General features: G+C 36.0%; 14 protein-coding genes and 1 pseudogene. 6 read left to right on the forward strand and 9 right to left on the reverse strand.

Translation table 11 applies throughout. The features are described 5' to 3' along the window. Nucleotides 1-447 precede the first annotated feature (447 nt). The 4 genes from ANA7108_RS0119765 to ANA7108_RS0119775 all read right to left on the reverse strand — a co-directional run bounded on the left by ANA7108_RS0119765 (nucleotide 448) and on the right by ANA7108_RS0119775 (nucleotide 3,426). Nucleotides 448-660, reverse strand: a complete 213-nt coding sequence (locus ANA7108_RS0119765) for a DUF2555 domain-containing protein (RefSeq protein WP_016952554.1) — start codon at nucleotides 658-660, stop codon at nucleotides 448-450. A 156-nt stretch (nucleotides 661-816) separates the two neighbouring features. Further along, nucleotides 817-1,443 carry an alpha/beta hydrolase gene (locus ANA7108_RS0119770; RefSeq protein ID WP_016952555.1) on the reverse strand — a complete coding sequence of 209 codons (627 nt, stop codon included), beginning with the start codon at nucleotides 1,441-1,443 and terminating at the stop codon, nucleotides 817-819. 290 nt (nucleotides 1,444-1,733) lie between these two features. Beyond that, on the reverse strand, nucleotides 1,734-1,943 hold the full coding sequence (locus ANA7108_RS29815) for a hypothetical protein (RefSeq protein ID WP_144052406.1): 210 nt from the start codon (nucleotides 1,941-1,943) through the stop codon (nucleotides 1,734-1,736). Nucleotides 1,944-2,187: 244 nt separating this feature from the next. Continuing rightward, nucleotides 2,188-3,426, reverse strand: coding sequence for a glycosyltransferase family 4 protein (locus tag ANA7108_RS0119775; RefSeq protein WP_026104323.1), 1,239 nt, complete (start codon nucleotides 3,424-3,426; stop codon nucleotides 2,188-2,190). 85 nt (nucleotides 3,427-3,511) lie between these two features. Here ANA7108_RS0119775 and ANA7108_RS0119780 point away from each other — a divergent pair, with 85 nt between their 5' ends. Next, nucleotides 3,512-4,492 (forward strand): glycosyltransferase family 2 protein, encoded by a 981-nt coding sequence (locus ANA7108_RS0119780; RefSeq protein ID WP_016952557.1) that lies wholly within the window; start codon nucleotides 3,512-3,514, stop codon nucleotides 4,490-4,492. Nucleotides 4,493-4,697: 205 nt separating this feature from the next. Beyond that, nucleotides 4,698-6,761 (forward strand): ATP-binding protein, encoded by a 2,064-nt coding sequence (locus tag ANA7108_RS0119785; RefSeq protein WP_016952558.1) that lies wholly within the window; start codon nucleotides 4,698-4,700, stop codon nucleotides 6,759-6,761. A 294-nt stretch (nucleotides 6,762-7,055) separates the two neighbouring features. Here the strand turns inward: ANA7108_RS0119785 and ANA7108_RS28290 are convergent, their stop codons facing one another. Together ANA7108_RS28290 and ANA7108_RS0119795 are read right to left on the reverse strand one after the other, a co-directional pair. After that, a complete protein-coding gene (locus ANA7108_RS28290) occupies nucleotides 7,056-7,826 on the reverse strand; it encodes a ParB N-terminal domain-containing protein (RefSeq protein WP_237741530.1) in 771 nt (256 codons plus the stop codon). A gap of 20 nt (nucleotides 7,827-7,846) precedes the next feature. Continuing rightward, a complete protein-coding gene (locus ANA7108_RS0119795; protein WP_016952560.1) occupies nucleotides 7,847-9,223 on the reverse strand; it encodes an AAA family ATPase in 1,377 nt (458 codons plus the stop codon). 304 nt (nucleotides 9,224-9,527) lie between these two features. On the opposite strand from ANA7108_RS0119795, the gene ANA7108_RS0119800 reads away from it, so the two are divergent. Next, on the forward strand, nucleotides 9,528-10,412 hold the full coding sequence (locus tag ANA7108_RS0119800; protein ID WP_016952561.1) for a ParA family protein: 885 nt from the start codon (nucleotides 9,528-9,530) through the stop codon (nucleotides 10,410-10,412). A 223-nt stretch (nucleotides 10,413-10,635) separates the two neighbouring features. Here the strand turns inward: ANA7108_RS0119800 and ANA7108_RS27715 are convergent. Beyond that, nucleotides 10,636-11,241, reverse strand: a pseudogene (locus tag ANA7108_RS27715) (Uma2 family endonuclease). Between the two features lie 90 nt (nucleotides 11,242-11,331). After that, the gene (gene ileS, locus ANA7108_RS0119810; protein ID WP_026104324.1) at nucleotides 11,332-14,259 is read right to left on the reverse strand and encodes an isoleucine--tRNA ligase; all 2,928 of its coding nucleotides are present in this window, start codon (nucleotides 14,257-14,259) and stop codon (nucleotides 11,332-11,334) included. A 152-nt stretch (nucleotides 14,260-14,411) separates the two neighbouring features. On the opposite strand from ileS, the gene ANA7108_RS27720 reads away from it, so the two are divergent. The 3 genes from ANA7108_RS27720 to ANA7108_RS0119825 are packed head-to-tail and all read left to right on the forward strand — an operon-like array spanning nucleotide 14,412 to nucleotide 15,274. Beyond that, entirely contained in the window at nucleotides 14,412-14,666 is a 255-nt protein-coding gene (locus tag ANA7108_RS27720; protein WP_016952565.1) for a hypothetical protein, read from the forward strand. Continuing rightward, nucleotides 14,656-15,033 (forward strand): type II toxin-antitoxin system RelE/ParE family toxin, encoded by a 378-nt coding sequence (locus ANA7108_RS0119820; protein WP_016952566.1) that lies wholly within the window; start codon nucleotides 14,656-14,658, stop codon nucleotides 15,031-15,033. Before ANA7108_RS27720 ends, ANA7108_RS0119820 begins: the two co-directional genes overlap by 11 nt. Further along, nucleotides 15,026-15,274: a DUF4926 domain-containing protein gene (locus ANA7108_RS0119825; protein WP_016952567.1), complete on the forward strand. Its 249-nt coding sequence runs from the start codon at nucleotides 15,026-15,028 to the stop codon at nucleotides 15,272-15,274. The genes ANA7108_RS0119820 and ANA7108_RS0119825 overlap by 8 nt, the downstream gene beginning before the upstream one ends. Nucleotides 15,275-15,359: 85 nt before the next feature. On the opposite strand, the gene ANA7108_RS0119830 is transcribed toward ANA7108_RS0119825, so the two are convergent. Beyond that, nucleotides 15,360-15,902: a transposase gene (locus tag ANA7108_RS0119830; protein ID WP_016952568.1), complete on the reverse strand. Its 543-nt coding sequence runs from the start codon at nucleotides 15,900-15,902 to the stop codon at nucleotides 15,360-15,362. Nucleotides 15,903-15,919: the final 17 nt, after the last annotated feature.

Genomic DNA, 15,919 nt, shown 5'->3' on the forward strand with positions numbered 1-15,919 from the left:
CTTGAAATTTAGCTTTCTAGTGTATTTTGTTATGGGTTGTCTTTAGTGTAGCAGAATATAGTTATCAGTTACTTTTTAGTCCGTTTTTTATATGCATCAAAAAGCATGAGTAAAAGCCGATTTACTCATCATTTAGTATATCTGCAATTGGGTAGATACTTGAACATTAGACATCTCCATAAATTAAATATACGTTTTTCAGAACCCTTGTAGAGTCGTTACATGGGTAGGGATTCTCGGCTCTAGATTTTTTTTAGAGATGTCTATTACTACATTTACTTTGCAATTTTACTGAGATTACCATAACAAATGCACAGAATTGATAGGCGGCTATAGAGCCGCCTACATAAATCAAAAGCCAATTTAATGATTTTGGATTGGCATCTTTGACTCTATTTCGATTATGTTGAATTTTAACCAGTCACCCCAATCACAAATCTCAAATTTCTATGCTTCGTCGTAGGGTTCTAAATCCAAGAGGTGAATATAAGGCTCAACTAACTCTGGACGCTGAAACGCAATAGCTCTGAGTAGATGCCAATCATTTAAACCCTCAAAAGCATTACTGTAATTATCCAATTCCAGACGCGTAGCCAAATCTTCCACCTCTGCTGCTTGCATGGCAGCAATTTCTGTTTTGGAAATGCTTAGAGTTGTCATCATGGTTGCCCCTCCCTTTTGCAGCGTTTGCTTTCAGCCCTGGGTGGAGTTACTTTGAAAAGCTTCCACCCAATCTATATTACTCATTAGCGGGCATCTATTTTGTAAAAATTTTGCTGATTTACACCCTGATTTGTAAAATATTGATAACTTGGGCTAACCAATTGTGTTCAAGACGAAATTTCTTAGCACTCCTAGCATTTCTGGACTGATTTCATGTCCCATGTCAAATTCATGGTATTCTACTGCGACTCCTAGGGATTCAGCAACGGTTTTGGCTTTGATGGCAGCTGGCAATGGTACAACTTGATCTTGTCTACCATGCATGATTAATGTGGGGGGAAAACTACTTTTTTTGAGGGTTTCTATCCCCGGATGTAAATATCCACTCATAACGACTAAACCAGCTAGGGGTAAGTTTAGTCCTACGTCTAAGGTCATAGCACCACCTTGAGAAAACCCGCTCAAAATAGTCCGCGATAACGGTACTCCTGTATTACTTTCTAAGGATTGTAACCAATCTATGAGCATTTGCCGACTTTCTGTCAATCCCTCATACTTGTTTTCATCCCGCAGGTCATACCAAGCTCTACCGATGGGAGTATATGGGTATGTATAAGGTGCATTGGGCAGTAAAAATTCATAGCTAGGTAAGTCTAAATAAGGCAATAAAGATGCTACGTCTTGAGCATTTGCACCCCAACCATGTAAGGTAACGATTAAAGCGGTGGCTTTTGGCTCTGTTTTGGGGGAAAACTTGATGAAATCTAATGTTGGAGTCATGAGTGATTTCGTTAAGAATTAACGCGGATTTAAACACAATCTTACTGCGATGTCAGGGAGAGCTACGATGTTATACCGTTTCTTGGTGAAGATACAATTTAGTCGTTGTTGTAGAGCCGAGAATCCCTACCCATGGAAAGTCTCTACCAAATAAATTTGGCGAAGCTTCACATAGAATTGGTATTAGTTATGGCTGATTGCTAAAGTTACATATAACGTATATACGGTAATGTAATTTAATTGAGCGAAAACTAAATTTGGATTATGTATATTTAAACATACTTATTAGCCTAATCTTGAGATTGGCGATCGCCTGGTTTTTCCTGAAACTGTTGAGGATTATGCTGTGTTTGCATTTCATACCACTCATTCAAACAGTATTGTGACCAACAAAAGCAATACTCGTACCAGCAAAAATCGCACAACTTGGATTCTGGTATCTGCTGACTATTTGAAAGGGGTGTAACCCTGTTTTGAGGACAGTGAATGTAATTACTCATAAATTTTGACTCCGGGAATTTCTGAAATCCTGTTTTTGGATGTAACTGTAACTATTTAATACCAGATTAGTATGAAGCTGTATAGAATAAGTGAACGCGGATGCACGCAGATAAACGCGGATAACGACAGAACATAAAATTGGTATAAGTAATCCTACAAGATTAATGACACAGATTAGACATAGCACTGAAAATTAAATCTGCGTTTCCTAGAATCTTTGTAGAGATTTTCTCTGGAAGGTCTCTACAATTTTTTCTGGAGATGTCTATTGTGTAAGCAAATTTGTTCATAATGTTGACCGGCTATTTCCCAAGTGAATTCTGTTTGTACCAGTTGTCTAGCATTAGCAGAGAGTTGTAATCGGAGTTCCGGCTGTTCAAATAGTTGAGTAATAGCGGCTATATATTCTGCGGGTTGATTTGCTCGAAGTGCGCGTAATGGCGTTGTTTGACCATCTACGTTTAGTCCTTCTAAACCGCGATCGCTTGCTACTATCGGTATACCCGCAGCCATAGCTTCTAGGGTTTTATTTTTTATACCAAATCCTGTCCGCATAGGAACAACGCAGATAGTAGATTTGTGCAGATATGCTGCCATTGAGGGGACACGTCCAGTGACATTAATTCCTGGTTGATTTTTCAGTTCTAAAACTTCTGGTGCAGGACGAGAACCAACAATATTAAATGTTGTCTCTGGATATTTTTTTTGAAGTTCTGGTAATACTTCATGACTGAAAAAACAAACAGCGTCTATATTTGCTAAATTATCCATTGCTCCGATAAAAATTATGCTATGTCCCCCTGGATCTTCGAGACGGTTAGGAAAAGTAACTAAATCTACACCATTAGGAATAACTGCAATTGCCGCATTTTTGTTTAACTGTTGCAGTTGTTGTTGATCTTCGGCTGTGGTAACTACAATGTGAGAAAATTTGTCACAGTAGTTTTGTTCATAACGACGCAATAATGGTAATATAACTTTGTCTCTTAATTTATTTTCTGATGTACCAGTTGCTAACTGATTTAGACAAGTTCCATAAACAGAACTATGAACATTAACTATAGTTTTTACTTGCTTTTGAAAATAGGGACGAATATAAATTTCATTGACGCTGTGTTCACAGGTAATTACATCACATTTCCCTGCTTTAACAAAGTTGTCTACCCATGTTTGCATTTCCACTGAATAGCGGTTGAGGACACTGGGAGGTGTTCCCTGTAACAAGAATTTTCCTAGTCGCTGGATTTTCTTGGGTATTCCTACGGTGCTTCTTGGATCTGGGGGACGCTCAAAAACGACTAAGTTATCTACGCAATCCCGTAAATCTGCTATTTCCGAATCTGTCACATCCGACTCACGTTGAGTGACTAGGGTGATACTATGGCTTTGACTGAGGTATTTGAGTAGATTAAAGGTTCTGACTTGGGTTCCGCCCCTTGTCGGTGGATAGGGAAAGGTGGAAGATAGCATTAAGATATTCATAAACGTAATCGTGAAGTTTAGGATATTACCGAGTAAAGTCATAACATAATATACTACAATTACTCTCAGTTTGCCGATTTAGATTATGCCTAAAGTTAGTGTTTGCATTCCCACTTACAACCGAGCTAATTTACTTTCTTACGCTGTGAATAGTGTTTTATCTCAAACTTACAAAGACTTTGAAATTATTATTTGTGATGATGGTTCTACAGATAATACTTCGGAAATAGTCAGTAAATGGGATGATCCACGCATTCGCTATATCAGACAACCTGTTAATGGTGGCCGTAGTCGGAATATGCGTTCTGGTTTTAAAGCTGCTTGTGGGGATTATTTTATCAAATTTGATGATGATGATGCAATTACTCCCGAATTTCTAGAGAAAACCGTGGCTGTTTTAGATGCAGCATCAAATGTAGATTTTGTTTGTACAAATCATTGGATTATTAATCAGAATAACGAAAGAATTGAATCAGCAACTAAAGAAAATTCTAGTAAGTGGGGAAAAGATAAACTTGAAGCTGGGCTGATTCCTGATTTAATTAGGGAAACTTTTATCAAGCAAAGTTTGCAAGTTGGTTCAACTTTGTTCCGTCGAGATTGTTTGATGGAAGTTGATTATATGCGTCCCCAAGCTGATGGATGTGAGGATTTTGATTTATTAGTCAGATTGGCTATTGCAGGTAAGCAAGGGTATTTTTTACCTGAGTTTTTGATGGAATATCGTTTTCATGGTGGACAAACAAGTTTAAAACAAAATCTGCATTTTCTGTCCGCCAAAGTTTTTTGTATAAATAGTTACAAATTTCCTGATCAAGAATTAGAGAAAATGCGATCGCACAAATTAGCTATTACCCAGCAAGCTTTAGGTTTAAGACTGATTGAAAAGGGTGATAGCATCGAGGGAAGAAAGCTTTTACAGCAATCAACTCAGGTTTTAGGGAGTGATAAAAAAATCATGTTGGGTATGATGCTATCTTATCTACCAATCAGTTTACGGAAGTCAGCTTTACAGATTTTTCGTCAGATTCGTCCCAAGGATTATACTGAGCAAGTACGGGGGTAAATTTAGATTTTACTGAGCTAAACACGCTCTAGGGTATGAAAACTATGAATCAATCTTGATTAGCAGTGCATTTGACATTATTAAACAAGTTTCAAATGGCTATTACTTAAACATAAATCAAAGTGGGAATTAGTCAACACTCAAAATTAGCTAAAACTCATGAATTCCACTGTCTTTCATGAAAACTACGGTGAAGGGAAATATCATGGCATCGATTGATGAACTTATTCTCAGGAATACTAATCCTTTTGATAATATTTACCCTACAAATTTTTGGCATAAACAAGATAATTCAGAATCGACAATTGATTATATTCATCAGGAAGCATTTGTCATAATTGAAACACTATTAAATCAAGTTTCTCAAGATTCTCGAACAAGAACTGTACTAATTCATGGTAATACTGGTTCTGGCAAAACTTACTTATTGAGTAGACTTAAAAGACAATTAAATTATAAGGCGTGTTGTGTTCATATTCCTCCTTTTCCTCAACGGGATAGCATTTGGCGGCGAATTCTGCGCTATACAGTTGATAGTTTAGTACAAGTTGTAGAAAACAATCAAAGCTCTGTATTATTGCTGTGGTTATCGACTATCAAGCAAGATGTGAGTAAAGACACTAGATTAGATTTTTGGCGAAGTGATAAGCAAAAATTTATTAATAAACTTAAAGAGATATATAAACAAGTTAATATTTACGATCCTGATGTTTTCTTTGGAGTTTTGTATGAATTAAATAATCTAGAAGTTGATAACTTAGCTGGCAAATATCTGCGGGGAGATAACTTGAGTGAAGAGTCTTTGCAAAAAATAGGAGTAGAAAAATCTATTAATACAGAGACAACAGCAAGAGAAAACCTAGCTAATTTTAGTAAAATCATGGCTGATATTCAGCCAATCATAATTTGTTTTGATCAAATAGAAAGTATAGCTCGTTTACCAAATGGCTCAATAGATTTAGATATCTTATTCCAAGTCAATGCCAAAATTCGAGAGGAAAATCAAAACTGTCTGATTATTATTAGTATTTCAACTCATAGCTGGGAACAGAATAAATATCAAATTGAACAATCCTATAAAGATACTATTAATCAAACAATAGAATTGAGAAATATTAGCTTGGCTCAAGCAGAATTGCTTTTAGGTTCTAGACTTCACTCTCTACATCAACAGGCAGATACTCAGCCTATTTCTCCTATATATCCTTTAAATCGTCAATTGTTAGAAACCACATTTACGACAGGTAGAACTAATCTCAGAGATGTGTTAATCTATGCTAGGAACGTATATAAAGCTTACAAAGAATGGTTAGCTAAAGATGATAAATCAGATCATTTTAGCTTGTCTAAAAAAAATCAAAATAAAAAAGATGAGTATTTAGAGTTTCTCTCATATTTTAAAGTAAAGTGGCGTGAAGAGTTTTCACAAATTCAGAAACAAATTACACAAGTTAGCCAATTATCATCTCCAGAATTAATTCAGTTTCTCCAAGAAGTTTTATTAGCTTTGCAAATCGAAAAAGTTACAAATCCCCTATTTATTAGAACCAAGTATGCTAGTTATTCACTAAGTTATGAATTGCAGGATAAATCAGAAATAGTGGGAGTTGTTTGGGCAGAAGATCCTAATATAACTAGTTTTTTTCATGTCATGGAAGCTTGTAGGAAAACTCTTGAGAAAAATCCGTCTTTGAAATTGAGTCTAATTCGTGGAGAATCTTTAGGTAATCCCAAAAGTCAGGCTTATAAACTTTATAAAGAAATTTTTATTGGTTCTCATCATCGTTATATTACAACAGATTTAAACTCTGTTCATTATCTAGCTACGTATCATAATTTTGTGAGAAATGCTCGTGAAGGAGATTTGGTAATTGGTAGTAAGATTATCAGTTTAAAAAATTTGCAATCTTTGATTTATACAACTAAGATTTTGCATAATTGTCTTTTATTACAAGAGTTAGGAGTAGTCAAAAAAGCTCATGATTTGGCAACTCAAACTAATGGTAATAATGAACCAACTATGTTTAAGCCTATGAATGAAAAAAACGTATGGAAGGAAAGCAAAGATTATATATTTAATCTAATCATAACTCAGCATTGTTTGAGTAGAAAAGTTTTGCTGAAAAAGGCTTGTAATAACTTTCCAGGATTGAAGAAGTTACAACTAGATGGTTTGATTCAACAGTTATGTTGGGAAAATAAGATTAAAGTTATTGATTCTAAAGCTTCTCCTGAGTCTCAGTTGATTTGTTTGTTTCCTAAAAAGTGATTGATTTTTGCGCCAAGTGCGGGGGTATGTTTTACGCAAAGGCGCAAAGGGTTATTTCATTCTCATCTAGTCCGTCTCAGAATGAATTCTGAGCCTAATAGCTAAAGTCGGTTAAAATCGACTATTGAGAATTCATTTAGTCCGTTTTAACGGACTTTGGCTATTAGACCGGAACTTCAGTTCTGGGCGGGTTTTGTTGATAATTAAATAACTTTGGTTGCTTCTTTTTTCAACACCAAATATGGTTTAAATGAATCACGAAGACACGAAGAACACGAAGGAAGAAGAGGTTAACTATTGTGTTCTTATTTCTGCAATCTCTTTGAGTTTTTGGTAAGTAGCAGGTCCAAAGCCTTTAATACTATATTCAGCACCACTTTTGGTTGATGTTTTAAGATTTGCCCAAGTTAAAGTTTTATTCGGTTTCCGCCAATAGCGAATTGCTTCTAATGCTGCTTTTCTTTCTTTCTGGTTTACATTCTCATTTGTTAAATAATTTGCAATTTCTTCATCTGTTGCTGTTACTAAATTTAATTTCTGCGGCTTTGGCAGATCTATAACTTGTTGAACAAGTATAGTTAATGTTTCTACCACTGATGTAAGATGTTCTATTTTGTTTTCCAGTGATTCTAGTCTGTCGTCAACATCTACTTTTTGTGTATTTGCTGGTGGATTAGAGATAAGTTGTTTGAGCATTGCATAAATTTGTTTATTTTGATCAAGTAATTTACCAATTTCAGTTTTTTCATCTATTGGGTTGACTATTTTTTCAGTATCTCCTTCTTTAAGAATTGCTACTTGATTTAGTGCTGCATCTTCTTTTTCAGCAGGGATAATAAAGGCATTAACAATTTCTCCCCTATTGGGATTTTTTTCTCTAGCTCTTACAGCAGCATAGTATTCAAAATGCCCATCAATTACTTCATATTTTTCAAAACCAATTTTTTTAAGTACCAATGGTTTCAATATTCCTCCTGACTCTAATATTGAATCAGCAAGAGTATCTAAATCAGCTTCATCAAAGTTAGAACGAGGAACATTTGAAGTTACACCATCAATTTCCACAATTGAAAACTTGCTCACGACTATATCTCCATTTTTCTAATTACTTCTAAAGCTAAAGACTCAAATTCAAAAGCTGATGCACTAGCTGATGATTCATATTTTGCAAAATCAAAAATTGATTTAGGATCAGGTATTTCTAGATTGCCTACAATTAAATTTTTGTTAATACAATGAGATAACGCTGTTCTTTCTGTAATCATGTTATCCATCAATGGAAGTTCATAGCGTTTTGGAATTAAATCTCTATGGCGTGGGAATGAATGTCTGAGATATTGAGCATTACTAGAAATTTTTGATGGCAGAACACCCATAATTTGAATAGGCAGTTTTCCCATATTTTCCTTAATCTCGTTAATCTGTGTTTTGATGAAATTTTTTACACTTATCAAACCTTGATTAGAAAATGGTTTCAAATCTGAAGGAATAATTAAGTAGTCAGCAGCAGTCAAGGAAACTAAAGCATATAAATCTAATGATGGTGGAGTATCTATGATCACAATATCATATTTATCATTTACCAGTGCCAATTTTTTTGCCAATCTAGGTATAGTTATAGCTGACCTAACAGTTAACTCGGATTGTCTTTCTATTAAGCTAATATGTGAAGGTATAACATCTATTTCTATTAAATTAAAACCATTTGATTTACGAACAATATCAGGTATAGAAAATGATTTATCTTCACCTGCAATTAGCAAATGAAAAATATTGCGATCTTTTAAATCATCATCATCTTCAAACTCAAACTTTATTAATCCTGTTGCAAAAGTTGTATTGGCTTGAGCATCTATATCAATTAAAAGAACTTTTTTACCTTGATTACTCAATGCTGCTGCTAAATTTACTGCAACAGTTGTCTTACCAACTCCACCTTTATGATGATAAATTGCGATTGTCTTCATAGAATGCTCCTTTTTTGTTTCTAACTGTGATACTTGAACTTCTAACTGTTTCTTAAACTGCCTATTCTTCAGACTTTCTCTACCAATTACCCCCCTAATTTCCTCGATATTTTCCTCAATATTATTACCATCACATTGAAAGACTAACTTAATTTCAACCCCGTCTTTTTCATAAATTCTGATTTCTTTACCATTAGTTAACAACCCATAGCGCACATTTAAGCTCGTTAAATAATGCCGAAGTCGTAAAACATGATAATTTAAATTTTGCTTCGGGCTTTTTGCCTCCATTACTACACTAAGCGGTGAATTAACATCTAACACAAAGGGAATAGTTTGTGCTGAAAATGCTAAAAAATCTAAGCGAATGCTACCAAAGGCTACTTCCTGATGCCATGTATCAGCTGTATAACCTAATTGCGGTAGCAAATATTGAACTATGAGTTTACTTTCAACTTCGCTTTCATTACGGCACAGTGCAGGGTTAAAAAGCAACGTGTTTTACCTCTAAGGAACAGTAATCATCATGAGAATTTAGCTACACGATTCATTGTGTCATAACATGAACTTTTAACTTTATAAAGTTTACTTAAAGTTTTGTAGTCAAAAGCTAATTAACTTAGTATTTATACGCAAATTATGTACATTCCTCAAAGTCGGGCATCAACCACCTAAATGAGAAATAATATCTAAAAGCACATTTTCGCATCTTCCCAAAGACTAAATTAGCGAAGGTTAAAATCTATTAGATAATATGTACGCTACCTAAATGGGAATGCGTCAGCAGAGGAAGTCAAAAATGGGATATGTAATTGCAACTGCAAACATGAAAGGTGGAGTAGGCAAAACTACACTCACCGTTAATTTAGCTACTTGTTTAGCGAAAAATCACGCAAAAAAGGTGCTTGTTCTCGATTTAGATAGTCAAATTAGCGCCACACTTAGCTTAATGTCGCCAGTAGAGTTTGCTAAACGTCGCAAACAAAGAAAGACATTTAGATATTTGATAGATGAAGTTATTAATCCAGAACCTGATGCTAAATTGACGATTCATGATATCATTCAATCTCAAGTCTGCAATCTTCCCGGATTAGATTTGTTGCCAGGTGATATCGATTTATATGATGAATTTGTCGTTTCGGAAATGGTGCATAATCAAGCAGTTGCTTTGGGTGAACAAGATTTTGAAACAATTTGGAATCGTTTTGAAAGAGTTCTAATTAGGGATATTTTAAAACCAGTACGTGATGAATATGATTTTATTCTTTTAGATTGCGCCCCTGGTTATAATCTCATGACTCGTAGTGCTTTGGCAACTAGCGATTTTTATCTGCTTCCTGCTAAACCAGAACCGTTATCTGTGGTGGGAATTCAATTATTAGAAAGACGCATTGCTAAGTTAAAAGATAGTCATGAACATGAAGCAAAAATCAATATCAAAATGTTAGGAATTGTCTTTAGTATGTGCAATACTAATTTGTTGACTGGTAGATATTATAAACAAGTAATGCACCGAGTTGTTGAAGATTTTGGTGTAGAAACTATTTGTCAGTCACAAATTCCCGTTGATGTAAATGTAGCCAAAGCTGTTGATAGTTTTATGCCGGTAACTTTAATGAGTCCAGGTTCTGCTGGTGCTAAGGCATTTATGCAGTTGACTCAGGAATTGTTGCAGAAATTGTAAAAGCTAATATATAGGAATAATATTTGATTTATGAAAAGATACGTAGGGTGCGTCAGACTCCATAAATTCTATTAATAAACAGATTTGTAATATCTGACGCACCCTACAATACCTAATTTTTTTCAAAAATCAAATATGACTTCTATAGATCCCCGACTTATTTTTTGATATTGTCAGTAAATTATCAATTAATCTCAAAAGTCGGGGATATGTTATAAATTTATTACCAAATTTCACTTAAATCTAAAATAAATTCGGGTAAAATATCTTCACCGTTTAATGTTTGTGGTTTATCTAATTCTGCCACAACTTTACCAGGACGATAAATAAATACTTTTCGTTGTTTTCTATCAATTAACCAACCTAATTTAATACCATTTTCTATATATTCTTGCATCTTTTCCTGTAGTGTTTTTAAATTATCTGTTTCGGAATGCAATTCCACAACAAAATCAGGACAAATAGGTGCAAATTTCTTTCTTTGTTCTGCTGGTATTGCTTCCCATCGTACTTTTTTGATCCATGCTGCATCAGGAGAAAGAATTGCACCATTAGGTAAGGTAAAACCACCACTAGAACCAAAACCTACACCTGTACCATCTTGTTTTGTTCATGTCCATAATTGCCCAGTTAAATTAAAATTTCGTTCATCTGTTTCTGAACCTGTAGGTGACATAATTAATAAATCGCCAAGATGGTTACGTTCAATTCTAAAATCACGGTTTAATTTACAGAAATCAAAAAATTGATCATCAGTCATGATGATATCTGGTTGCATTTTCAGCACCATTGGTAAGGTTTCTGTAACCACGGCTGTTTGTGTATTCATAGTTTTGATTTTCATCCTATGTATAATCGGAAAACTTACTCTTTGCTAAGGGTTTAGCAGTGCTAAACCCCTACAAGTATCTATTTTATTTTAAAACTCCCCAGCTAAAGCGGGAATACATCTTTCACAGAGTAAAGGATGTTCTGCTGATTCACCTACATGGGTAGAATAATTCCAACAGCGATCGCATTTGTGGTAAGATTTCCCATCAGACTCGTAATCTGCAGCATTGACTACGCCAATATCCCAATTATCTTCACCTTGAACTCGCAGGGTTTTTAATCCTTTTAATGTCTCAGGTGTATCTAATAATTGCACTTGGGAAGTGAGGAATAAATACCGTAATTCATCAATTCCTTTACCGCGAACATTTAACGGTTCGATAGCAGCGCGTAATTTTTCATCACTGAGATAAATCAAAGCGATAGATTCTAGAGAAGAACCAATCAGCTTTTCTGTCCGTGCTTGTTCTAAAACTTTATTAACATCACCACGAATCCGTCGCAGTGTTTTCCAAAATTCTGCTAATTCGGGATTATTCCATTCATCACTCACCTTGATCCAACCAGCTTGAAACACTGATTTATAGGATGTTTTGTAGGGGATAAATTGCCAGATATCCTCCGCAGTATGACACAAAACAGGTGCGATCGCTCTCGCTAAATTCTCCAAAGCAATTTGCAAAACCGTTTGACAACTGCGACGACGAAAACTATCAGCAGCACTGATATATAATCTATCTTTCGCAACGTCTAAATAAAAGTTCGACAAATCAACAACACAGAAATTCTGCACAGTTTGGAAAAAGCGGAAAAACTGGAAACTATCAAAAGCTTCCGTCACCTCATTAAACACCTCACGAATGCGGTGCAACATATACTTATCTAAATCTGGCAAATCATCAAAATTAACTGCATCTTTTTGAGGATCAAAATCATGCAAACTACCCAACAAAAACCGCGCAGTATTGCGGATTTTATTTCTGACATCAGCTAATTGTTTAATGATGTTACTTCCCAGACGCACATCACCAGAATAATCAACCGAAGAAACCCACAAACGCAAAACATCCGCACCATAAGCAGGTTGTTGTTTTTGGTTACTACCACCGTTAATAATAACTTGGGGATCAACCACATTTCCCACCGATTTACTCATTTTTCGGCCATTTTCATCCAAGACGAAACCATGAGTTAAAACCGTTTTATAGGGTGCAATTCCATTAACCGCAACACTGGTTAAAAGAGAAGATTGAAACCATCCTCGATGTTGATCAGAACCTTCCAAATACATATCAACGGGATAACCTAATTCTGGTCTTTGCTTTGCCACAGCAGCCCAGGACGAACCAGAGTCAAACCATACATCCATCGTATCTGTACTTCTGCGGTAATTTTGTCCATTACTGCGGTAAGGTTCAGGTAACAACTCCTCCACCGACAACTCCCACCAAGCATCAGAACCTTTCTCTGCAATGATAGCTTGAACGTGGTTAATGGTATCTGCATTCAGCAACGCTTCCCCAGTTTCCTCATCATAGAAAACAGGAATGGGAACACCCCAAGAACGCTGACGAGAGATACACCAGTCAGAACGTTCTGCAACCATCGGTGTAATTCTATTCTCACCTTGTGCGGGAATCCAACGCACAGATGCGATCGCTTTTAAAGCATCTTCCCGAAAACCAGCCACAGAAGCAAACCATTGTTCAGTCGCGCGGAAAATCGTCGGTTTTTTCGTTCTCCAGTCATAAGGATATTTATGAGGATAAGCTTCCTCCTTCAACAGAGAACCGACCTCATTCAAAGCGTCAATAATCGCTTGATTACCATCGCCCAAAACATTCAAGCCCGAAAATTTACCAGCTTCATCTGTGAAATTACCACTATCGTCAACAGGCGCAAGAATCGGCAAACCGTAACGCTGACCAACAATATAATCCTCTTGACCATGACCAGGAGCAGTATGTACCAACCCAGTCCCCGACTCAGTAGTGATATAATCACCACCAACCACCACCGGACTTTCACGGTCAAAAAGAGGATGACGGTAAGTAGTATGTTCCAAATCCTGACCAGAGAATTTAGCCTTTACCGTTAACTCACAATCCAAAACCGCAGCCAACCGTTCCACCAACTCAGCCGCAACAATCAGATATCTGCATCCTCTCAAATATCTGTATTCGCTTTGCGCCTCTGCGTCTCTGCGTGAGACCTCCACCACCGCATATTCCAACGCACCATTCACAGCCACAGCCAAATTACCGGGAATAGTCCAAGGAGTAGTAGTCCACACAGCCACACCCAACTCAGGCAAGAAACCATCTAAACTAGCTTTTAACCCTTCAGCAACCTTCACGACCGGAAAAGCGGCGTAAATACTCCTAGAAACGTGACCTTCAGGATATTCTAACTCAGCTTCTGCTAAAGCCGTTTTAGAACTAGGACTCCAATGCACCGGCTTTAAACCGCGATAGATGTAACCTTTGAGGAACATTTCCCCAAATACACCAATTTGCGCGGCTTCGTATTCTGGTTTTAACGTTAAATAAGGATTTTCCCAATCACCCCAAATCCCATAGCGTTTAAAGCTTTCTCGTTGTTCATCAACCGTCTTCAGTGCGAACTCTTTCGCTTTTTGACGCAATTGCAAAGGTGTGAGATTTTGCCGTTCTGCCTGTTTCATATTTTGCAGAACTTTTAACTCAATCGGCAACCCGTGACAATCCCAACCTGGAACGTAGCGAATTTTACGACCTTGTAGGAGTTGGTAACGGTTAATAATATCTTTGAGAATCTTATTTAAGGCATGACCAATATGCAACTGGCCGTTAGCATAGGGAGGACCATCGTGCAGTATAAATAATTCGCCGGGGTTTTCTTCAGATAAGCGAGAATAAATGTTGTTTTCTGCCCAGAATTTTTGGATTTCGGGTTCGCGCTTGATTGCGTTTGCCCGCATATCAAAGTTAGTCTTGGGGAGGTTAACGGTATCTTTGTATTTTCCAGTTTCGGTCACAGTTTCATGCCTAAATGTAGGTGTGCAGGTTTGATCAATTATAAATCGTAGGTTGGGTTGAGAAACGAAACCCAACAGCAGTTATGGGTATTTTGTGGTTAATTTTTTGTTTTTGCAGGTTTACAATATATAAAGTCACTCACAATAGACTTATGACACTAACCCTCAGCTTACCACCAGAATTAGAACAGTATTTAATACAGAAAGCACAACAGCAAGGGCTTTCTGTGGAAACTTATGCACTGGAACTTATTCAAAAATCTATTTTCCAATTAGAGAAAAATTCATCTCTTGAAGAAACACCCACAGAAATTGTAATTGAAGGTATTCATCAAGGAATAAAAGAAGCATTAAGTGGACAAACTATACCTCTTTCACAAATGTGGGAAGGGATAGATGCAGAATAATAATGAACCACTACCAATTGAAATTACTCTTACTCCTCGTTTTCAAAGAGATTTGCGAGAACTGGCTAAACGCTATCGTTCCATTCGTAGTGATATTCAACCTTTAATTGATCAACTACAAGCAGGTGAAACTCCTGGAGATAGAATTGCGGGAATTAAATATCAAGTTTTCAAAGTTCGTATTAAAAATAGTAACATTCAAAAAGGAAAAAGTGGAGGATATAGAGTAATTTTTTATCTAAAAAATGCTCAAGGAATTATACTCACTACAATTTATTCTAAATCTGATCTAACAGATGTGAGTAATGAAATAATTGAACAAGCAATAGCTCAATATGAAGAAGAAAATACCATTCCAGATGACTAAAAGTATGCCCCAATTACTAGACGTAGTATCACTCACAGTTGATTTACTTGAATATAATTTGCTACATGGTCAAGTTGGTACAATAGTTGAATTATTAGCCGATGGTGCTGCTTTTGAAGTAGAATTTAGCGATCTCAATGGACAAACCTATGAATCTGTTGGTTTACGTCCAGAGCAAATTATGGTATTACATTTTGAACCAACATCCCCTAATTTAGTGCCGGAAATGGTTACAGCGTAAATAACTGTAGGTTGGGTTGAGAAAACCCAACACCACTCATTGGTATCTTGTGGTTAATGTTGGGTTTCACTTCATTCAACCCAACCTACTCGTTGCCAATATCATTATCAAAAATAATTTCCTCACCTGCACCCCACATCATGTCATACATACCTTGACGCACAGCCCGATGAAAACTGGAATATTCCCAATCTTTTGGTGCTGTTACCAAACCATGTTTCACCGGATTATAATGAATATATTCAACGTGATTTTGAAAATCAATTTCATCTCTAATTAAATGTTCCCAAAAACGATATTGCCATATAGCCCGTTGTTTTTTATTTTTTCTAGAAACAGATATATTTTCTGGTGAAATAGTTTCACATTTACAACTAAAATAACTTTTAATTAAACGCCAACGGGTAGAAAAATCATGATCATTTTCTGGTAAAGTCCAAATACAGTGGAGATGATCAGGTAAAATAACAACAGCATCTATAATAAATGGATATTTCTGCATTACATAACCAAAAGCATCTCTTAATAAAGAAACATTTTTTGGTAAACATAATATTTTTTGTCTTTTCTCTGTCACGACTGTAAAAAAGTATGTTCCTCCTGCCACTTTGGCGCGGCGATATTCCATACTATAAATATCCTTTC

Source organism: Anabaena sp. PCC 7108, assembly GCF_000332135.1.
GTDB lineage: Bacteria > Cyanobacteriota > Cyanobacteriia > Cyanobacteriales > Nostocaceae > Anabaena.

Bases quoted from the DNA above. Each gene is read 5' to 3' on its own strand.
- ANA7108_RS0119765 (WP_016952554.1), bottom strand. From the start codon at position 660: ATGACAACTCTAAGCATTTCCAAAACAGAAATTGCTGCCATGCAAGCA.
- ANA7108_RS0119770 (WP_016952555.1), bottom strand. From the start codon at position 1,443: ATGACTCCAACATTAGATTTCATCAAGTTTTCCCCCAAAACAGAGCCA.
- ANA7108_RS29815 (WP_144052406.1), bottom strand. From the start codon at position 1,943: ATGAGTAATTACATTCACTGTCCTCAAAACAGGGTTACACCCCTTTCA.
- ANA7108_RS0119775 (WP_026104323.1), bottom strand. From the start codon at position 3,426: ATGAATATCTTAATGCTATCTTCCACCTTTCCCTATCCACCGACAAGG.
- ANA7108_RS0119780 (WP_016952557.1), top strand. From the start codon at position 3,512: ATGCCTAAAGTTAGTGTTTGCATTCCCACTTACAACCGAGCTAATTTA.
- ANA7108_RS0119785 (WP_016952558.1), top strand. From the start codon at position 4,698: ATGGCATCGATTGATGAACTTATTCTCAGGAATACTAATCCTTTTGAT.
- ANA7108_RS0119800 (WP_016952561.1), top strand. From the start codon at position 9,528: ATGGGATATGTAATTGCAACTGCAAACATGAAAGGTGGAGTAGGCAAA.
- ANA7108_RS27720 (WP_016952565.1), top strand. From the start codon at position 14,412: ATGACACTAACCCTCAGCTTACCACCAGAATTAGAACAGTATTTAATA.
- ANA7108_RS0119820 (WP_016952566.1), top strand. From the start codon at position 14,656: ATGCAGAATAATAATGAACCACTACCAATTGAAATTACTCTTACTCCT.
- ANA7108_RS0119825 (WP_016952567.1), top strand. From the start codon at position 15,026: ATGACTAAAAGTATGCCCCAATTACTAGACGTAGTATCACTCACAGTT.
- ANA7108_RS0119830 (WP_016952568.1), bottom strand. From the start codon at position 15,902: ATGGAATATCGCCGCGCCAAAGTGGCAGGAGGAACATACTTTTTTACA.